A 14,746-nucleotide genomic window follows, 5' to 3' on the forward strand; every position below is an offset into this window, starting at 1 on the left:
GCGGCTTGACGCCCATCGAGTTCGAAGCCAAGCTAGCCGAGCCGCTCACACTCGCGGCCTAAACCGAACCTGTCACCAGTTCGTTCCTCACGCCCAGATCATCGAGCACCCGGATCAAGCCTGGGTTGTCAAGGAAGCGGCAGCGATGGTGCTTGCTGGCCGCTCGTACTACGACATCGCAGCGACGTTCAACGAACGTGAGATCCCACCGCGACGGCCCGCGCGCTCTGAACACCGACGGTCGCTTGGCTGGACCGCGCCCGCTGTGAAGCAGATGTTGACCATGCCCGTGTACATGGGGCAGCGAGTGCACAACCCTCGCGAGGGCAAGACTGCGACGTACGATGGCATCTGGCCGGCCTTGATCGACCCCGACGACTGGCAGCGCCTCCAGTCTGCGATGACATCACGTGGATTCAAGTCGAACAACTGGCCCGCTACCCATCTGCTGTCCGGGATCGCTCTCTGTGGAATCTGCGGCGCCCGGATGCGGGCGGGAAAACAGAATGCCGGCTCATCGAAGGTCGACGAAGATGGCACGGTCATCCCCCGGCCTCGCTACTACGCCTACAACTGCATCGGCACGCCGGGACGACCCGGATTCCACGTCTCGATGCGCGAAGAGCATCTCGACCTGCTGGTTACCGAGCTAGTCCTCGCTCGCCTCGAACGCCCTGACTTCCTCGCCACGCTTGGTGGAAAAGATGAGGAAGTGGACGCCGACCGGAAGTCGATACTCGACGAGATCCGAGGCCATGAGCAATGGCTCGAGCAGGTCGCGGCGGAGGCCGAGCGCCGTCGGGATCTACGTATGCTCACCGAGCAGCGGGACCTCGTCGAACCGAAGATTGCGGCGGCGCAGAAGCGGCTTGAGTTGCTTGCCGGCGCTGACCCTCTCATCGTCGAACTCGTCCGATCCCGACAGGTGCGAGACACGTGGGCGGAGTGGACAGACAAGGGCGATATCGTTCGTCAGCGTCACATCATCCGCGAGCTGATCGTGCCTCGGGTGCATCGGGTGCCGGCAGAGGCAGTGGGCAAGCGTGGTTTGAATCCGGAACGTGTGACTTTCGACTGGCGATGACTCTACCTAGGCGGCTGCATCCAGTCAGATCAGGTTCGCCGCTCGAGCTCGCGCAATCCAGTTACTTGCCGTCCGCGATGGAAACTCGAATGCCTCGGCGACCGCTTTGGCCGGTGGGTAACGGACGATGCTGGCGAGTGAGTAGATGGTCGCGACGTCCTTCAGGTCGACCGACCGAATCTTCTCAAGGCCATCCGGATCGCGAACGTCTCGAAGCTCCGGCGCAACGAAGTTGACCACCGCCGCCGTGAGGGCCGAGTGGTTGAGTTCGAAAGTGCGTGGAAGGATCCATCTGAGCACAGCTAACGGTGCGATTCCTCGAAGTAAGGTGCCGGTCACCTCGTCGGCGGCGGGCGCCTTCACAGAAAGGCCTCGTAAGAGGTAGTGGCCGCGGTCTGGGTCGAACGAGGCCTGCACCCGCAGCTCGAATCCCTGTTGTTGAGCTAGTCCTCCAGGGGCTGACTTGAGCGGTCCCTGCGCGTCCACCATTACGGGGATTGTCACCCCTGGCTGGGCGTGGACCGCCCCGGTCGTCTCCACCGTCCATCCGCGTTGCTCGATATCGGACTCTGGTGTGATCGGCATGAGACCTCCTGGCATAGCTTTGACATTACTCTGCCATGTATGTAATGTAATGGATACAACAGAAGAACGAACCGGCGGAGCCATCATCTAACTTCCATCGTGGCCGGAACACTCAGTCCCGTCGCGGCGGCCTCTTCGGGACACATACTGACAAGGAGTGTTCCGTGGGATCCACCGATTCAACGACACCAACGCACGAAACTCTACTGAGCGCCTTCACCGTAGCTCAGGCGGAGGACATCACTGGCCGATCAGGCTTCGTCCTCCGGGCGGACATTCGCCTAGGTAAGCTCACCGCATACAAGTTCGCCGGGCTCTGGCGAATCTTGCCCGAGGACCTAGCGGCATACCGCTCGAAGCTTGTTACCCCGTCGCGGAGCGCACGTTGAGCGCGGGCGTGATGGAGCGCGTCCAAGAAAAGACGATCGCGCACAACACCGAGAGCATCCGCGTTTGGGCTCGGGACCGAGCAGCAGCAGCTCCCCCGCTGTCGCAACAACAATCGCTGCGTCTTCGGGGCCTGTTCTCTGGAGGTCGCAGCAAGTGACCACCAACGAGATCCGCCCCAGCGCGGAAAACACTGAGGCGGAAGAGACACTTGGCGGCGTCGCTTTCGATTCTATCGAGGAACCGGAGCAGGATTCGAGCGGCGACTCAGGTCGTTCCGGACCGAAGCCCGCACGCGCATCGGTTGAGACTCTCACCGAACGGGCAGTCACGACCTACCTGGAATCGATTCAGCACCGTAGGTATGTCTCTCCGCAGGAACTGCGCGACTGTGCGCTGACCCGGATTAACGCAGAGATCGCGCTCGAGAACATGGGGCGGAAGCACTCATCTGCTCCGGCGCTTGCGCCCGTGCATCGGCTCGACGAGTTCTCGGTGATCCAGATCCTTCTCTCCCGGCATCGCCTTGTGACGGTCGACCTCACTGGCGGACACGGTGGTGAGAACAACGGAGTGCTGGCGATCTATGAGGACGATGGACCGCTCCGCGGCCTATACAACACGAGCGTGCCGAGACTGAAGAGGCTGGTCAGCGAGCTCCGTCCGTCCTTCACCGACGCCGGAGTCGAATCCACCCTCCGGAAGTTGCGCACGCACGCCCCTATCGTGATGCGCACTCAGGAGCCTCGTCTGATTCCGGTAGCTAACGGCGTGCTCGATCACGCGACGCAGGAACTCCGAGAGTTCTCACCTGAGTGGGTCTTTCTGTCCAAGATCCAGCGCGACTACGACCCCACCGCGCAAAGTCCCCGTATCAAGCAGAGCGACGGAACGGAGTGGGAAGTCGAGGAGTGGTTCAACAGCCTGTCCGACGACGAGGGCATACCCGAGCTGCTGTGGCAGGTGGTGAGCGCGACTCTGCGCCCACACCATCCCTGGAACAAGTCCGTATTCCTCGTGGGCACTGACGGTAACGGCGGCAAGGGCACGCTGGTGAGCCTCCTCCGCAATCTTGTGGGCGAAGCCGCTTGTGCTTCCATCTCGTTGGCTCGATTCGGCGACAGGTTCGGACTGGGCGACCTGATCACTCGGAGTGTCAATCTCGTCGATGAGAATCCGGTGGGCGCCTTCGCGTCGAGGACCGACGACTGGAAGGCCTGCGTAACTGGCGACGTCTTCCAGGTCGAGTTCAAAGGTAAAGACGTGATTCACATGCGCTGGAACGGCATCGAGGTGCATTGCCTCAATGAAACAAGCCCGCGTATCAAGGACAAATCAAAATCCGTGAAGCGCCGCATGCTTCTCGTGCCGATGACCAAGGACTTCAGCGGCTCGGAGAACGTCGACATCAAGTTGAAGTACCTGCGAGATCCCGAGGTGCTTGGTTACGTCCTGAAGCGCGCTCTCCAGATGACTCACACCGCCTTCGACGAGCCGATTGTGTCGAAGCAGGCACTCGACCGCTGGTTCACAACCAACAACAAGGTCGTCGGCTGGTGGGAGGAACACGAGGATCAGTTCGTATGGGACCTCCTGCCATGGAGCTTCCTCTACGACGCCTACAAGGGCTGGTATAGCCGCGTCGAACCGAGTGGCACTGTCGAAGGACTCAATCAGTTCACGGAGACGCTCCGCGAGCATCTGAAGTCGTCAACTGCTTGGTCCCCCACTAACACCTCGGTCCGACCCGGCACACGGATGTCGTCGCCCGAGCCCCTGATCGATGACCTCAGGCTTACCGACTGGATGAACACGAACTACTCGGGCAGCGACCCCAGCCGTCGTTGCTTGCCAACGCTCAAGACGAACTACAAGGGCCTCCTGCGTACCCAGAGTGCGGGCACGACCCCAGACGAAGACGACGACTGAAGAGACCACCTCAGCATCTGAAGGTTCGGGTAGCGGCGCGGCCGATGCCACACCGCTACCCGAACCAGGAAAGGAAGACATGCAATCTGAACTCGCGCCAGCACCGCTCGAGACCGCACCCGGTGACTGGGCGGCATGTTCTACTCGAAGACATCACTCGCGACGTGAGCCGCGCAGTACGGAGCCGACCTTCGTGGACCGCACCTGCTCGGCCAGAACAAATCATGGAGCCTCAGACGGCTCAGCCCCGGGGCGGAGCTCACTCGCACCCCGCCCCCTCGTGTGCTTGTCGGTGCGCGTGCGGCGCAATCTCATCTCAAGAAAAGGTGTAGCCCCATACACTTTGGCGCGCGTTCTGCTCCTCCGAAGCACCAGGGACCCTGCGGGGCTTCGTCTCGGCCATCCAGACAGGAGTGAAGCATGAGCTACACAATGACCTATGACGTCTCCCACAAAGTGGGGCGCGGAGGGCACGCCAAGGCCTTCTTCCGACACATCGCGAGAGACGTCGATCAAGCAGCCGGCTTCCACTTCCCCCAGGCGAACCCCAACATCGTGGCCGACCGCACCAAGCTGAACAGCACCTTTGTAAACGACGGAAACGGTGGCTACAGGCGTCCCCAGTCGGTTGATGGCCGACCGCCGAGCGACGAATTCGATGACTATCTTCAGCAGCGTCTCAGCACGGTCCAGCGCGCGCTGCGGAGGGATGCCGTGCTCATCCGAGGTGTGGTGCTCCAGCTTGATCCGAAGTGGTTCGAGCAGTACAACCCCGACTGGCGCGAGGAAGGGTTGAATCGTCGAGCAGCCGAGTACACGCATGCTGCGATCCGCTGGGCGCGTGGCGAGTTCGGAGAGGAGAACATCATTGGCATGTCGATGCACCTAGAGGGGCCGGCGGACCTCAAACGGCAACACCGGGAAGTACGGGACGCCGTGGCCGCTGCAGGCTACGACGTCGAGTATCGAGTTACCGAACGATCACGAGAGCACCTCAGCAGCAGCGAGTTCCAGGCCAAGGCGGACCGGCTACGTGATGCAGCGAGTGCCCTCGAGTTCGAGCTCGACGTGAGCCTGCAGAGAAACAAGCGCCTCGCGAAGCGCTCCACCGTGCTGGATGAGCGAGAGAAGGAGCTCGCCGAACGCGAGACGCAGGTCGCCGAGCGCCATCGGGAAGCTGCTGCCGCGCGAGCAAGAGCGGCGGATGAAGCTGCGGCGGCGAGAACCTCATCATTGCGCGCACGCGAGGCGCACCTGAAGGCAGAACGCGCTCGCGAAGAAGCTGCGGCCGAGCGCGATCGTTTGGCATTGAACAATCAGCGTCTCGACAGCCTCCCGCCGTTCTTCGAGCGCTGGCTTGACAGGACAACAGTTGCAGGGAAGCCGATTCGCACGCGGTTCGAAGCAGATCGGATCAAGATGCGTAGTGAGATCAAAGCGAAGCTCGGACCAGCTTCGACGCACGTCGAAAAGCGTCGAGACGCGCTCGAACTCTAGAGCTTGCTTAGAGGAGGCGCCGCCAGATTGGGCTGCGTCTCCTCAACGTCCCCGGCCGCTTCTACGCTGGCCGCATGACCAGAGACGAATTCCGATCGAAAGCTACTGCACACCTGATGCCTCGCCCCTCGGAAGACGCGATGCGCGCGTTGGAGGATGCGATCGCCCGCCTCAATGGGGACGGTAACTACATCGCCCAGGCGCTGACCGAGTCGCTTCTTGCCGAACGCCCGATAGTCGACGAGCCGTCGTTATCCCCCGAGGAAATCGACTTCCTGATCACCTCCGGTGAGTTCACTCCCGAAGAATTCGACGACATCGAGCTACGAGTGCGTCGGGGCTCGTTACCCGCCATCGCCGCGAACACCCTCGTCGCGGGGCTGCACCGAAGCATGTCGGACGACGCCGTACGAGGCTTCTTGGATCTCAACAATCAGGAACTCGACGACCTGGTATCCGCGGGGAGACTCTACGCCGTCGATGTCGCGGGTCATCGCCGCTTCCCGTGGTGGCAGTTCAGCCTGTCGTCTCCCGGCAAAGTGTTGCCGCACCTGACCGAGATCATCGCGCTCCTCGGGAAGAAGCACTGGATCTCGGTCTCTGGATTGATGTCTACGCCCCAGGACACGATGATGATTGAGGGCAAGCACACACCGGTGGAGTGGTTCCGTGCTGGCGGCGGAATTGATGCGCTTGAGGCGATCCTCGAAGCACAGCGGTGGCGATGACGATTGCTTGTTTAAGAATCCAGTGTCGCGTATCGCTGCTCGCAACTTCTCCGTTCGCAAGTAGGCCATCTGGGCTCTCCTTGGTCTCCAACTGGCCTCGCAATGGCCTCACAGTGGACACCCGAATACAAGCAGGCCGCGGCGGTCTCTTCGCGGTTTCGAACAGGCCTTTCCGTGGCCACCTCGAGACCCGGAAGAGGCCACTCCGGCTTGTCTGGCCAACAGCTGCGCTGAGTAGTGGACACCGGAAGGCCTCGTGGAGACCATGCGGGGGCCACCAGGAGACCATCCAGATCCATGTGTGACGAGCCGTGCAATCAGCCCACTACCGGAATTGCGTCCAGCCGACGAGCATGTCTGCGGTCGTCGCTAGATTCCGAGGATGAGTACAACTAGCAAGCCTCGCGTTCAAGCCCCGGACCCTGGCGATGATCTGGCATTCGGAGTCACGGCATGAGTGTCCGCCGGATAGCTGGCCCTGACTCGCTTTGGAGACTCACGACGAGCAGTCTCGAACCGCTCCATCCCGTTGAGTTCAGGTATGAAATGGATCTCGAAGATTTTGTCGAGGCCACACCAGGGCTGACCGGCGAGAAGGCCATGACGATCGGCCGACAAGTGAGAACGCCGGACGGTCACGTGCTCGACCTACTCAAGCTCAGGGCAACGGGCTCGACGATCACAACAGAGTGCAAGAGAGGCCGCGCGAAGGCTGACGCTATCGGACAGCTGGTGGCGTACGCGGCATGGGTTGACACCCTGGATCGCGCAGCGTTGGAGCGAATCTTCGAGGAATACACGCGGAACCGTACGCGGTCGCAGGGATCAGTGAGGCCCACTCTCGCCGAAGCGTTCGAGGAGCACTTCGGCATGCCCATGCCCATGACCTTGAATCAGACCCAGACGATGGAACTGGTCGCAGGGAGCGTCGACGTAGCCACGCTCAAGGCGGTGAGGCGACTTCGCGAGAACGACATCCCCATCAGCGTGCACGTGGTGAATAGCTATAGGAGTGCCGGCGAAACACTGGTGGCTGTCGCCGAATGGATGGACGTCGATTCTCCTTCGGAGCGTCCGATCAGCGTGCGTGCCCAGCTTCAGGAGCTTCACATCGCAACTGTGTCAGCAGTTGAGAACAGCACGAGCCGGCTTCTCAACCACATCGATCGCCAGAGACCTCGGCACGCTGGTCACGACGGTCCCTTTTTCACAAAGGGTGCGCACGCCGACATACTGTGCTTCGCACTGCTTTTCATGCCTCGCTTCACCACGTCTTACGTTCCATACTCGCTGCTCGAGGCGCTGTACGACGGGTGGGTCAACGAGCAAGCATCTCTCGGCGTCGAGCGAGTGAAGCCCGCGCACGGCTTTGCTCAGCAACTGAAGCACGCCATCAAAATGGTCGGTGGCTGGCGCTGGGACAGGAAGTACTGGGACGAGGATCCCTCCCTGGAGAATGAACGACTTCGCCTGCTCGCAGGCCGTTGGCCGATGCCGAAGCGCGGCCAATACCTCAGCGGGTACGCGCGCAAGTGATGGTGGCGAGTTAGTTGCATGTAGCGGGCGGTAGCGCAAGAACACCTACGAGCTACCGCCCAGCTACGCGCAATTTGCCAGTTGAACCAGGGTTTTTGTGAACTGTAGCTGAGTAGCCCTGAAATGGGACTGTCCGACAGCCACAGTAACGATCAGCTGGAGACTACCCCTCCTCGTTGAGGACGACTGCCTCGAGCGAGCTACACAGCTACAGCCATCATAACTCCCCGTTCCTGGGCCATTTCGGTCTTCAACTATGGCGCTACATCGCCGCTACCGCGTGGCTACGAATATCTCGACGGTGTTGATCGGCCGCTTTCTCAAGACCAGACTGTGCAGAACAGCCGTGCCCTTGGGATTCGCCTCAGACGCCACTCCAACAAGCCGCCAGAGGAAGAGGATGGATCATCAGCAGCCTTTAGGTTCATCAGAAGCCGCCCGTGCTCTTGCTCTTGTCAAGAAAGGACAACAGCTCGGAGGACACCAGCCCACCGCAGCGGATCTCGATCGTGCTCGGCGTATCCTCGTCGGCGAGCTATCGCCCGAGGACGCTCGAACCGAGATGCATGCTGCGCTTCAGGCCCTGGTTGAGGACGAACGCGCGAACTGATTATCCCGAGAAGGATTCATCCACCAGCGCCTGAGCGGCGCGGGCAACCTCGTTGAACCGACCCTCGCGGATCGCCGTTATCACGGTGTCATCGCCGCTGAGGAACGGGTTGCCGCCGATGAACCACAGTCTCGCTACCTGGTCACCTTCAGCGTCGCTGACGGTACGCCATACCGCATCGGCCCACTCGAGGCGACGCACCGCATCCGCGTCTGGACGTGCGCCGTCGTCTTCGCTCCATGCAAGCGCTGCTCTCGTATCGCGCGATCCAGCGAGCGTCGAGACGAGCGTCGGGCCGAGAACTGCGATGAGACGGCGGGCGAGATCGACTGGGTCCGGTGAGGTCACGAGCGCGATCCTACTTGTGCTCGACGACGTGGAGGTTTACGAAGAGCGCTCGGAACCGCCTCCGAACGGGGCGAGTGCAGTGCTTGGCGATTAACGCTGCACTCGGCGACACTTAGCGGTCCTCGCCACCTCGGGCGTAGGGTCGCTCACATGTGCGGCCGATTCGCGAACGACGCCAAGACCGACGAGCTGATCCGGGAGTACGTCGCCGATGGCGGCAAGCCCGAGGACTGGTGGAAGTCGTGGGCCGGTGCCTACTCGGTCGCTCGCACGCAGGATGCGCCGATCGTGCGCGATCGCGGCGAGGGGCGGATCCTGGAGCTCGTGCGCTGGGACTGGCAGAAGCCGGCGAACCGTCCCAAGGGCGGACCGATCGTCAACGCCGGATGGAGAAGGTGTGTATACCGAACTAAGCCTCTCTCCTATCGGTTCTCAATGCGATGCTCGACTAGATGAGCGAGAGAACCCGTGTCGGCGCCGTACTGGCCCTCGATGACCCTCCCTTCTGGGCTGTCATCGATGGTGATGGCGCGGTTATCGCCGCAGTCTCGGACTTCATGCTCGACTTCTGGGCACGTGGGAACGCTGAATCGAGCTGCCGGTCGTACGCGTACGGCCTGCTGAGGTGGTTTCGTCACCTCGCGCTCGAGCGCGCGGACTGGGAGCGCGCAGCACGCGAGACAGTGCGCGACTTCGTGCTCGCCTGTCGCCAACCCTCAGCGCTGAGCCCTCGGCCGCTTTCGCCTCGGACGCTGAATCACAACCTCGCCGTGATCTCGGCCTTCTATGACTATCAGCTTGCGCAACAGCGCGGTCCGATCATCAATCCCGTACCGGCGCGCCGTGCCGATAGCGGCAGAGGGCTGAACGCTCACCACAACCCTGAACTGGCGTTCCGACGCGACCGTCGGGCCGACTTTCGTCAGAAGGTCCCGAAGACAGCACCTCGATTGATCGTTGAGTCGCGCGTCGCCGAGATCCTTCAGACCATCCGCAATACGCGGGATCGAGCCCTCGTCGAGTTCTACCTCTCCAGCGCGGCTCGCCCCTCAGAGCTGCTCGGCATGAATCTCGAAGACGTTGACCCAGGATCCCAGCGCATCACGGTAGAGCGGAAGGGCACTCGCGCGAAGCAGGCTCTGCCAGCCTCGTCCAACGCGTTCCTGTGGCTGCGGCTGTACCAAGAGTCGCTGCCGCCCGATTTACTCGCGAAGGGCAACCCGGTGTGGTGGACGAATCGACGCCCGTATCGGCCGTTCGGGTATGACGCTGCCAGAGCGATGTTCAACAGGGTCGGCCTCGAGATAGATGCGAAGGTGCGCCTTCACGGCCTTCGGCACACTGCAGCCGTGCGGATGTCCAACGACCCCGCTCTGACACTTAGCGACATCCAACGCATTCTCGGCCACCTGCATCTGTCCACGACCCAGGAGTACCTCCAACAGCATGACGACGACATCATCGAGCGCGTCGCTCAGCACCTTCGGGCGCGGTCAGAGCCTAGGCCCGCGCCGGAGGCTCCGGCGTTGACGTACGACAGCTCCGATCTTGACGAACTTCTGGGGGACGCATCATGGTGAAAGACCTCATCGAGACGGAAGACCCGATCGAAGCAGCGCCTACAGCGCCGCAACTCCGTCGACATCGCCGGCCGTCCCGAGGACGAGCGCGCCCCGGCGTGTTCCTCAACGCCGCGATTCCTCACACGCCGTACGACGATGGCATCCGAAACGACTATCGCCCGATCGTTCAGATCTTCATCGATACGCTGATGACCTTCCCCGGCGAGACCTGGCAACGGCGCTGGGACGCAAGCGGGGTCGAGAACATGCCGAGCCTGACCTGGCACGACGCCTTCCCTGGCCTCAACGAAGTCGCTCGCGAACTTGCCACGAGCCCCGGCATAGCCGTGTCGATCTTCATTCGCCTCGACGCTCTTCGGCCGAGTGCAGAGTTCCTCAACCGAGTGGGTCGCATCCGTCTCGACGGCTTCTCGCCGTGGTCGCTCGAAGGCTTCCCCACCGATGCCGCACGAGACACACTGCGAGCCATGCTGATCCTCCAGGTGGCGACCGGCAAACACCTCAGAGAGATCACGGCCGACGACGTCGTGGCCTCCGCTGCCGTCGCCCGCAAGCCCATCCGCCGCGGGCTCGCAGACGCGCTCGAGATCCTTAAACGGCTCGGCATCGTTCCGCCCGACCTCCCGCCTCTTCGCCAGCTCGCGAAGTCGCCGAGGCCGGATGCAGCCGCGATGGTCGCGAGGAACAAGATCGAACCGCCCGCCGTCGCAGAGATGTTCACGCGCTACCTCAGGTCGCGAGCACCGGGCGTGGACTACCCAACTCTGCAGGCGATGTCGACTGAACTGCTCCGGAACTTCTGGATGGAGATTCGCTCGCGCAATCCCGAGCAAGCCGACCTACGTGTCGCGCCGGAGGTGGCTGACTGGTGGAAGACGGAATCGGTCGGACGCCTGAAGAACCGCTATCGCACCCTCTTCGCGGTGCGCGCCATGTACCTCGACATCGCCGTGTGGGCCACGCACGACGCCTACTGGGCGTCGTGGTCGACTGCGAGCATCGTCTCCCAGATCGACACCGCCGGCCACCAGAAACACAGACGACGGGTGATCGCCGCCCACCATCAACGAGTCCGCAAGATCGCGCCTAGAGTCCCGAAGCTCCTCGCCGCCATCGACACAGACCTCGAGCATCAGGAGTCACTTCTGCGCGCGGCGACCACGACTCCTCTCGGAGAGCGATTCGAGTGGGCTGGGCGAGCGTACCTTCGTGAGACGGGTGCAGGCCCCGGTGTGTCGATGACCGCGGTCCCGATTCGAGACCTCGCGACAGGTGAGCGCATTTTCCAGGCACGGATCGCAGAACGAGCGTTCTGGTCCTGGGCCATCGTCCACGTCATGCACGAAACGGGCATGCGTCAGGAAGAAGTCGCGGAGCTCACAGCCACAGCATTATTCACCTATGAAGCGTCGACGGGTGAGAAGATGCTCTTGCTGCAGGTCGTCCCATCAAAATCGGATCGGGGACGCGTACTACTCGTCTCTCCCGAGCTCGCACATGTTCTCGCTCGTCTCCGCCAAAGAGCGCGCGGCGATGAACATCAGGTGCCCCTGGTGATCCGCTACGACTCACTCGAGCGAGATTTCTCCCCGCCACTGCCATTCCTCTTCCAGTGGAAAGACGGCGACGTTCGCCGCGTGTTCTCCCCTGCCGCTTTCAAGAACTTCGTCGCTTATGCCGTGCAAGTGGCCGGCCTCGACACCCCTGAGACTCGTCTGACTGCGCACGACTTCAGGCGTCTGTTCGCGACGGACGCTCTGAGATCGGGACTACCCGTGCACATCCTCGCCAAGGTGATGGGACACCTGAATCTCTCCACGACCCAGGGATACGCGGCAGTTTTCGATGAAGACGTCGCTCGACACTTCCGCCAGTTCGTTGATCGTCGATGAGCGTCGAGACCAGCAGAGGACTACCGCGATCCGTCGGCGACCGAGCTCGAGGAGTTCCACGCACACTTCTCCAAACGCAAGGTCGAACTCGGGTCCTGCTCACGCGGCTACGGAACGCCCTGCATTCACGAGCACGCGTGTATCCGCTGCCCGATGCTACGACCGGACCCGGCACAACGCCAGCGTTTCGAATCCATCCTGGCCAACCTCCACGAACGGCTTGCCGAGGCGAAGAGGATGGGCTGGCTTGGAGAAGTGGACGGCATCGAGATCAGCATCCGAGCGGCCGAGGAGAAGCTGGGGCAGATGACCCAGATCGTTCGGCTGACCCTCGAACGACGTCGTCCGAACGGTGAAAACCCCACGCCTTGACCCCTCGCGGTTCACGGACAGTACTTCGGTCGCAAACGGTACACCACCCGTTTCGGTGCGTTTGGGTTTCGGCAGGGGGTTACGGCGCGTCGATCCTCGGCGTGTCGCACTTGCGGCAGGCAACTTCCATCGGGCCACCGAAATCGATCGTTTTCGGTGGGCCTCCGACCGCGAGCTTCTCATCAACGCTGACCCTGGTGAGACTGGACGTGAACACCCCTCGTGAGCCTCAACGCCGATCGTGGCCGGACAGTGATCGATCTTCAGGTCTGCGTCTCATCGATCGATCGCTCAGTGCGACGGTTCCGCGCCGAGCACCGTCAGGGGACCTTCCTCGGCGGTCGGGGGTTCGAAGTGGTCGAAGTAGTCTGCCGCGACGTCGTTGGAAAGCGCATAGTCGTCCGCGTGCTCGTGGCTCCGTGCCGCGAGTCGTCCCAGTGCGACTGCCCTTGGCGTCGCGAGATAGATCGTCTCAGGCACTACTCCAAGCGGGCGCAGCAAGTTCCGATAGATGAGACGGGCACGCTTGGACCAGAACGAGAAGTCGAGTACCACGTCTTGGTCAGCCGCGACGAGCGCGATGAGGCGGGCGCGGAGCTCCTGCTCGATCTCTTCATGCACATCGCTCGGCAGGGGCATCGTCCGGATGCCCCTGCGCCAGGCTTCCTGGTCGAATGAAAGACGAACCATGCCTTCCGCTTCCAGTCGCCTCGCAACGGTCGACTTTCCGGATCCCGCCGGCCCGCACATCAAAACAACTCTGATCATCACTCCGACGATAGCCCCGCCCGCTCTGGCAACGATCATTTACGGCAGACGCGAAGGTCAAACCGGGCGTAGTGAGGCAGCCGCTCCCCGCCACGTCTCGATGGCCACTCGTGTTTCAGGCGCGATGCACGATTCGCTAAACCAGGCTTCGAGATCCAAGTTCCCGTACATGTCGCGGAACGCGGATTCTGCGGTGTGGCCGAATCGGCCAAGGATTTGCTGTCGTTCTTCGACCTCAATAGATCGTTCGTGCAGCGCAGCCATCGCGTCCGCGTTCGTGAATGACTTGAGGTAGTCGGCGACGGCGGCATCGTCGGTGACATCGACCGCCCTCAGGAGTATGGCGGCGACGAGGCCGGTTCGATCCCACCCTGCCGAGCAGTGGAAGAGGATCGCTCCATCATCGGCGTCAGCGATCGCGTTCAGTACAAGCGCGAGTCTGTCTGGAAGCGCCTGGAGGTGCGCGAGATAGTAGAGGGGCGTGCCCCACCGGCCATCCTCTTCATACTGCTTCCAGAAGTCCGTCTCATCGCTGCCGTCAAGATCTACGTGGATGCGCTTGACCGCCGGGGGGACTTGTCCCGTCGACTCATCTGGTCGACGAAGGTCGATCACGGTGCGTACTCCGTGGGCGTGAATTGCTTGCCACCCCTCCGAGTCGACTCGTTCCAGCCTCTCCGAGCGAATAAACACGCCCGAGGGTGTCACGGTTCCATCTGTGCGCTCTAGACCGCCGAGGTCTCGCACATTGGCGAGACCATCGATGCGGAGCGTGGGTTTCATGTTTGCCAGTCTTGCCGAAAACCCTTGCCGAACCGGGGTTGTGGCAAACGTTAGCGGCAGTGATTCCCTGGCCCGAGGAGTGACAGCGCCGGAAACGGTCGTTTTCGGCGGAGCGTCTGCTTAGTTCGGTGAAGCTCGCGCAGGGTTTCTGGGGGCCCGCCCTCTCGGCCGCCAGGTGCATTGTTCCGATGCGCGGCTACTTCGAGTGGACCGGCGACAAGACGCCGGAGACCCCGCACTTTCTGCGTGGTAAAGGGCTGCTGTCGGCCGCCGGTCTCACCTGGTTGATGGAGCTGCCGAACGGTGAGAAGTCGCGGTGCTTCGTGGTCATCACCCGCGAGGCGCGGGATGCCAGCGGTGAGGTGCATGACCGGATGACGGCATTCCTCACGCCTGATACCTGGGATGCGTGGCTCACTCCGGAGAAGCTCACCGGCACGTGTCCTCGGCAAGTTGATCTCCGTTGAGTTCGAAGCCACTGTGACCACACCGCCCACATCCGCGGCCTGAGAGAAAAGTCACCAAGATCTTCAGCATTCACATCTGCTTCGATGCGGTGTCGCACTGCGAACCACCGCTGCCGCACACCGCGCCGTGATCGGTGTGAAGCCCTTCCCTCAGGTCGCAGCACGTCCGACCGTTCC

15 protein-coding genes are annotated in these 14,746 nt (G+C 62.1%); 11 read left to right on the forward strand and 4 right to left on the reverse strand.

From position 1 onward, the window contains the following. On the forward strand, positions 1 to 1,084 hold a 1,084-nt coding region (locus ACIGJI_RS15450), incomplete at its 5' end, for a recombinase family protein (protein ID WP_366244629.1). A gap of 24 nt (positions 1,085 to 1,108) precedes the next feature. Here the strand turns inward: ACIGJI_RS15450 and ACIGJI_RS15455 are convergent. After that, positions 1,109 to 1,669 carry a hypothetical protein gene (locus tag ACIGJI_RS15455; protein WP_363447534.1) on the reverse strand — a complete coding sequence of 187 codons (561 nt, stop codon included), beginning with the start codon at positions 1,667 to 1,669 and terminating at the stop codon, positions 1,109 to 1,111. A gap of 543 nt (positions 1,670 to 2,212) precedes the next feature. Between ACIGJI_RS15455 and ACIGJI_RS15460 the strand changes: the two genes are divergently transcribed. From ACIGJI_RS15460 to ACIGJI_RS15480, 5 genes are all read left to right on the forward strand, one after another. Continuing rightward, positions 2,213 to 3,985, forward strand: coding sequence for a phage/plasmid primase, P4 family (locus ACIGJI_RS15460; RefSeq protein WP_363447536.1), 1,773 nt, complete (start codon positions 2,213 to 2,215; stop codon positions 3,983 to 3,985). A 420-nt stretch (positions 3,986 to 4,405) separates the two neighbouring features. Continuing rightward, positions 4,406 to 5,482, forward strand: coding sequence for a plasmid recombination protein (locus tag ACIGJI_RS15465; RefSeq protein WP_366244627.1), 1,077 nt, complete (start codon positions 4,406 to 4,408; stop codon positions 5,480 to 5,482). 74 nt (positions 5,483 to 5,556) lie between these two features. Next, positions 5,557 to 6,210: a hypothetical protein gene (locus tag ACIGJI_RS15470; RefSeq protein WP_363447542.1), complete on the forward strand. Its 654-nt coding sequence runs from the start codon at positions 5,557 to 5,559 to the stop codon at positions 6,208 to 6,210. A gap of 546 nt (positions 6,211 to 6,756) precedes the next feature. Beyond that, positions 6,757 to 7,746 (forward strand): hypothetical protein, encoded by a 990-nt coding sequence (locus ACIGJI_RS15475; protein ID WP_363447545.1) that lies wholly within the window; start codon positions 6,757 to 6,759, stop codon positions 7,744 to 7,746. Positions 7,747 to 8,146: 400 nt separating this feature from the next. Continuing rightward, the gene (locus ACIGJI_RS15480; RefSeq protein WP_115642549.1) at positions 8,147 to 8,356 is read left to right on the forward strand and encodes a hypothetical protein; all 210 of its coding nucleotides are present in this window, start codon (positions 8,147 to 8,149) and stop codon (positions 8,354 to 8,356) included. On the opposite strand, the gene ACIGJI_RS15485 is transcribed toward ACIGJI_RS15480, so the two are convergent. Then, positions 8,357 to 8,704 carry a hypothetical protein gene (locus ACIGJI_RS15485; RefSeq protein WP_025103720.1) on the reverse strand — a complete coding sequence of 116 codons (348 nt, stop codon included), beginning with the start codon at positions 8,702 to 8,704 and terminating at the stop codon, positions 8,357 to 8,359. A gap of 150 nt (positions 8,705 to 8,854) precedes the next feature. On the opposite strand from ACIGJI_RS15485, the gene ACIGJI_RS15490 reads away from it, so the two are divergent. From ACIGJI_RS15490 to ACIGJI_RS15505, 4 genes are all read left to right on the forward strand, one after another. Continuing rightward, the gene (locus ACIGJI_RS15490; protein ID WP_363447547.1) at positions 8,855 to 9,160 is read left to right on the forward strand and encodes a hypothetical protein; all 306 of its coding nucleotides are present in this window, start codon (positions 8,855 to 8,857) and stop codon (positions 9,158 to 9,160) included. Beyond that, complete coding sequence (locus tag ACIGJI_RS15495) at positions 9,157 to 10,284, forward strand: tyrosine-type recombinase/integrase (protein WP_363447550.1); 1,128 nt, start codon at positions 9,157 to 9,159, stop codon at positions 10,282 to 10,284. The genes ACIGJI_RS15490 and ACIGJI_RS15495 overlap by 4 nt, the downstream gene beginning before the upstream one ends. Beyond that, positions 10,278 to 12,179 carry a site-specific integrase gene (locus ACIGJI_RS15500; protein WP_363447553.1) on the forward strand — a complete coding sequence of 634 codons (1,902 nt, stop codon included), beginning with the start codon at positions 10,278 to 10,280 and terminating at the stop codon, positions 12,177 to 12,179. The genes ACIGJI_RS15495 and ACIGJI_RS15500 overlap by 7 nt, the downstream gene beginning before the upstream one ends. Positions 12,180 to 12,332: 153 nt before the next feature. After that, complete coding sequence (locus tag ACIGJI_RS15505; protein WP_146008274.1) at positions 12,333 to 12,551, forward strand: hypothetical protein; 219 nt, start codon at positions 12,333 to 12,335, stop codon at positions 12,549 to 12,551. Between the two features lie 291 nt (positions 12,552 to 12,842). On the opposite strand, the gene ACIGJI_RS15510 is transcribed toward ACIGJI_RS15505, so the two are convergent. Together ACIGJI_RS15510 and ACIGJI_RS15515 are read right to left on the reverse strand one after the other, a co-directional pair. Then, positions 12,843 to 13,319: an ATP-binding protein gene (locus tag ACIGJI_RS15510; RefSeq protein WP_219846283.1), complete on the reverse strand. Its 477-nt coding sequence runs from the start codon at positions 13,317 to 13,319 to the stop codon at positions 12,843 to 12,845. Between the two features lie 57 nt (positions 13,320 to 13,376). Continuing rightward, positions 13,377 to 14,102 carry a tyrosine-protein phosphatase gene (locus ACIGJI_RS15515; protein WP_363447556.1) on the reverse strand — a complete coding sequence of 242 codons (726 nt, stop codon included), beginning with the start codon at positions 14,100 to 14,102 and terminating at the stop codon, positions 13,377 to 13,379. Positions 14,103 to 14,230: 128 nt separating this feature from the next. On the opposite strand from ACIGJI_RS15515, the gene ACIGJI_RS15520 reads away from it, so the two are divergent. Further along, a complete protein-coding gene (locus ACIGJI_RS15520; protein ID WP_180964651.1) occupies positions 14,231 to 14,569 on the forward strand; it encodes an SOS response-associated peptidase family protein in 339 nt (112 codons plus the stop codon). Positions 14,570 to 14,746: the final 177 nt, after the last annotated feature.

This window comes from Microbacterium sp. NPDC064978, assembly GCF_044543605.1.
GTDB classification, from domain to species: Bacteria; Actinomycetota; Actinomycetes; order Actinomycetales; family Microbacteriaceae; genus Microbacterium; species Microbacterium meiriae.

Excerpts from the sequence above, each read along its gene's own strand:
- ACIGJI_RS15455 (WP_363447534.1), bottom strand. The coding sequence starts at position 1,669 with ATGCCGATCACACCAGAGTCCGATATCGAGCAACGCGGATGGACGGTG.
- ACIGJI_RS15465 (WP_366244627.1), top strand. The coding sequence starts at position 4,406 with ATGAGCTACACAATGACCTATGACGTCTCCCACAAAGTGGGGCGCGGA.
- ACIGJI_RS15470 (WP_363447542.1), top strand. The coding sequence starts at position 5,557 with ATGACCAGAGACGAATTCCGATCGAAAGCTACTGCACACCTGATGCCT.
- ACIGJI_RS15475 (WP_363447545.1), top strand. The coding sequence starts at position 6,757 with ATGGATCTCGAAGATTTTGTCGAGGCCACACCAGGGCTGACCGGCGAG.
- ACIGJI_RS15480 (WP_115642549.1), top strand. The coding sequence starts at position 8,147 with ATGGATCATCAGCAGCCTTTAGGTTCATCAGAAGCCGCCCGTGCTCTT.
- ACIGJI_RS15490 (WP_363447547.1), top strand. The coding sequence starts at position 8,855 with ATGTGCGGCCGATTCGCGAACGACGCCAAGACCGACGAGCTGATCCGG.
- ACIGJI_RS15495 (WP_363447550.1), top strand. The coding sequence starts at position 9,157 with ATGAGCGAGAGAACCCGTGTCGGCGCCGTACTGGCCCTCGATGACCCT.
- ACIGJI_RS15500 (WP_363447553.1), top strand. The coding sequence starts at position 10,278 with ATGGTGAAAGACCTCATCGAGACGGAAGACCCGATCGAAGCAGCGCCT.
- ACIGJI_RS15505 (WP_146008274.1), top strand. The coding sequence starts at position 12,333 with ATGCTACGACCGGACCCGGCACAACGCCAGCGTTTCGAATCCATCCTG.
- ACIGJI_RS15510 (WP_219846283.1), bottom strand. The coding sequence starts at position 13,319 with ATGATCAGAGTTGTTTTGATGTGCGGGCCGGCGGGATCCGGAAAGTCG.
- ACIGJI_RS15515 (WP_363447556.1), bottom strand. The coding sequence starts at position 14,102 with ATGAAACCCACGCTCCGCATCGATGGTCTCGCCAATGTGCGAGACCTC.